The sequence below is a fragment of the Streptomyces sp. NPDC002690 genome (assembly GCF_053592415.1).
This window is the reverse complement of the sequence record NZ_JBSFVR010000569.1, coordinates 1-3086: the sequence shown is the minus strand read 5'-3', so window position 1 is coordinate 3086 and position 3086 is coordinate 1. Positions and strand designations below refer to the sequence as shown.

General features: G+C 70.1%; 3 protein-coding genes and 1 pseudogene. 2 read left to right on the top strand and 2 right to left on the bottom strand.

Annotation, left to right across the window (positions count from 1 at the left end; translation table 11 throughout):
* Positions 1–124: 124 nt before the first annotated feature.
* A complete protein-coding gene (gene phoU / locus ACWD3D_RS35285) occupies positions 125–802 on the bottom strand; it encodes a phosphate signaling complex protein PhoU (protein WP_451464765.1) in 678 nt (225 codons plus the stop codon).
* 195 nt (positions 803–997) lie between these two features.
* Between phoU and ACWD3D_RS35280 the strand changes: the two genes are divergently transcribed.
* Together ACWD3D_RS35280 and ACWD3D_RS35275 are read left to right on the top strand one after the other, a co-directional pair.
* Positions 998–2260: a sensor histidine kinase gene (locus ACWD3D_RS35280; protein WP_451464764.1), complete on the top strand. Its 1263-nt coding sequence runs from the start codon at positions 998–1000 to the stop codon at positions 2258–2260.
* Positions 2257–2937, top strand: a complete 681-nt coding sequence (locus tag ACWD3D_RS35275) for a response regulator (RefSeq protein ID WP_451464763.1) — start codon at positions 2257–2259, stop codon at positions 2935–2937. The genes ACWD3D_RS35280 and ACWD3D_RS35275 overlap by 4 nt, the downstream gene beginning before the upstream one ends.
* Positions 2938–2992: 55 nt before the next feature.
* Here the strand turns inward: ACWD3D_RS35275 and ACWD3D_RS35270 are convergent.
* Positions 2993–3086, bottom strand: a pseudogene (locus ACWD3D_RS35270) (LysR family transcriptional regulator); the annotation flags it as partial.

The following is a 3086-nucleotide window of genomic DNA, read 5'->3' as shown; positions in this document are numbered from 1 at the left end:
CTCGATGCGCGGGGTCGGGTCGGTGACGTCCGGGAGCGAGGCCGTGGAGTGGGTGGCTCCGCGCACGTCGGCGTGCCGGAGCGCCGCGCGGACGGTAAGGGGCTGCGTCCACCCCGCCCGCGCCCTACGCGCCCTCTACCGAGGTCGTGCTCTGGAGCTCGTCCGCGTGCTCGCCCGTCACCAGGTAGACGACCCGCTTGGCGACCGAGACGGCGTGGTCGGCGAAGCGCTCGTAGTAGCGGCCGAGCAGGGTCACGTCGACCGCGGTCTCGATGCCGTGCTTCCAGCGGTCGTCCATCAGGTGCTGGAAGAGCGCGCGGTGCAGCAGGTCCATCTCGTCGTCGTCCTGCTCCAGCTGGAGTGCCAGATCGACGTCCTTGGTGATGATCACCTCGGCGGCCTTCGCCATCAGCCGCTGTGCCAGCTGCCCCATCTCCAGGATGGTCGCGTGCAGGTCGTGCGGTACGGCCTTGTCCGGGAAGCGGAGCCGGGCCAGCTTGGCGACGTGCTGGGCGAGGTCGCCCGAGCGCTCCAGGTCGGCGCTCATGCGCAGCGAGGTGACCACGATCCGCAGATCGGTCGCCACCGGCTGCTGCCGGGCGAGGAGGGCGATGGCGCGCGCCTCCAGTTCGTGCTGGAGGTCGTCGACCCGCTGGTCCGCGGCGATGACCGTCTCCGCGAGATTGAGGTCGGCGTCGAGCATGGCCGTGGTGGCCCGTCCGATCGCCGACCCGACGAGCCGGGCCATCTCGACCAGGTCCTCGCCGATCGAGTCGAGTTCCTCGTGGTAGGCGTCGCGCATGGAAGTCCCTCTCCAGTCCTGGGGCCGGGGTCTCTGGGTCGAACCCCACGCTCCCACGGTGCGGGCGGAACGCGTCCGAATCCGTCCGCAGAAGTGAACCAAGCCCATACCCTCGGTGAACTCTGGGCGACGAGTGTTCGAGTAGGCACTCGTATGGCTGTGAGGGCGTGCGCATCGACGCATAACCTGGACGACATGGACGTGAACGCGGCGGTCGCCGCAGCAGCCGGGACCGCCGGGTTGTGCACCGGTGTGATCGCGATGCTGGCGTTTCGCTGGAGCGAACGCGATCTGAAGAAACCGACGCGCGCATCCGTGCGGCCCGAGACCAGCGCCACCCTGCCCCCCGGAGTGGACACCGTCCTCTCCGTCCTCAGCTCCTCCGCCGTCGTGCTCGACGAGAGCGACGGCGTGGTGAAGGCCAGCTCCGCCGCGTACGCGCTGGGCCTGGTGCGCGGCGGCCGGCTGGCCGTGGACCAGATGCTCCAGATGACCCGGGACACCCGCCGGGACGGCGAGATACGGCAGGTCGAGCTGGAGCTGCCCCGTCGCGGTACGGGCCGGGGCGACGCGCTCGCCGTCTCCGCCCGGGTCGCCCCGCTGGGCTCCCGGCTGGTGCTGCTGCTGGTCGAGGACCTCACCGAGTCACGTCGGATAGAGGCGGTACGCCGCGACTTCGTCGCGAACGTCAGCCACGAGCTGAAGACTCCGACCGGTGCGCTCTCCCTGCTGTCGGAGGCGGTGCTGGAGGCGTCCGACGACCGGGAGGCCGTCGAGCGTTTCGCGGGCCGGATGCAGATCGAGGCGACCCGGCTCACCAACCTCGTCCAGGAACTGATCGACCTCTCCCGGGTCCAGAACGACGACCCGCTGGAGGACGCCGAGCCCGTCCGGGTGGACGAGCTCGTCGCCGAGGCCATCGACCGCTGCCGCCAGCCGGCCGGGTCGAAGGAGATCACCATGGCCTCCGGCGGGACCAGCGACCTCTCCGTCTGGGGCAACCGCGGCCAGCTCGCCGCAGCCCTCGGCAATCTGGTCGAGAACGCCGTCAACTACAGCCCCGCCCGTACCCGTGTCGGTATCGCCGTCCGGCGGGTGACCGGACAGGGGCGGCCCCTGATCGAGCTCTCCGTGACCGACCAGGGCATCGGCATCTCCGAAAAGGACCGGGACCGGGTCTTCGAGCGGTTCTACCGCGTCGACCCGGCCCGCTCACGAGCCACCGGTGGCACCGGCCTCGGCCTCGCCATCGTCAAGCATGTGGCCGCCTCGCACGGCGGGGAGGTCACCGTCTGGAGCTCCGAGGGACAGGGCTCCACCTTTACCCTGCGACTGCCCGAGTCGGGCACCGTACGGGAACGCACCACCGGCGGACCACTACTCGTCAACGGTGACGACGAGGGACCGTTCGAAACAGCTGCTTTTGAACCCTTTCCTGCCCCGGAGGCCCTTCCGTGACCCGAGTGCTTGTCGTCGAGGATGAGGAATCCTTCAGCGACGTTCTGTCCTACATGCTGCGCAAGGAGGGTTTCGAGGTCGCCGTGGCGGCGACGGGTCCCGACGGTCTCGACGAGTTCGACCGCAACGGCGCCGACCTCGTCCTGCTCGACCTGATGCTGCCGGGCCTGCCCGGTACCGAGGTCTGCCGGCAGCTGCGCAACCGCTCCAACGTCCCGGTGATCATGGTTACCGCCAAGGACAGCGAGATCGACAAGGTCGTCGGTCTGGAGATAGGAGCCGACGACTACGTCACCAAGCCGTTCTCCTCGCGCGAGCTGGTGGCGCGCATCCGCGCGGTGCTGCGCCGTCGCGGCGAGCCGGAGGAGATCGCGCCGGCCGCTCTGGAGGCCGGTCCGGTCCGCATGGACGTCGACCGCCACGTGGTCACCGTCTCCGGCGGCAAGGTGGACCTCCCGCTCAAGGAGTTCGACCTCCTGGAGATGCTGCTGCGCAACGCGGGCCGCGTGCTGACCCGCATGCAGCTCATCGACCGCGTCTGGGGCGCCGACTACGTGGGTGACACCAAGACCCTCGACGTGCACGTGAAGCGGCTGCGCGCCAAGATCGAGCCCGACCCGGGCGCGCCGCGCTACCTGGTGACGGTCCGCGGCCTGGGCTACAAGTTCGAGCCGTAAACCGGTGGCCGGCCGACGGACACCCGCATGAGTGAAGGGCGCCACCCTCCGGGGTCGCCTCCTCGCCCTCGAACGCGACCCTGGGCACGAACCCGGCCTCCGCGCAGAGGTCGTCGGTGATCCGCCGCAGGCCGTACCCCGGTTCCAGG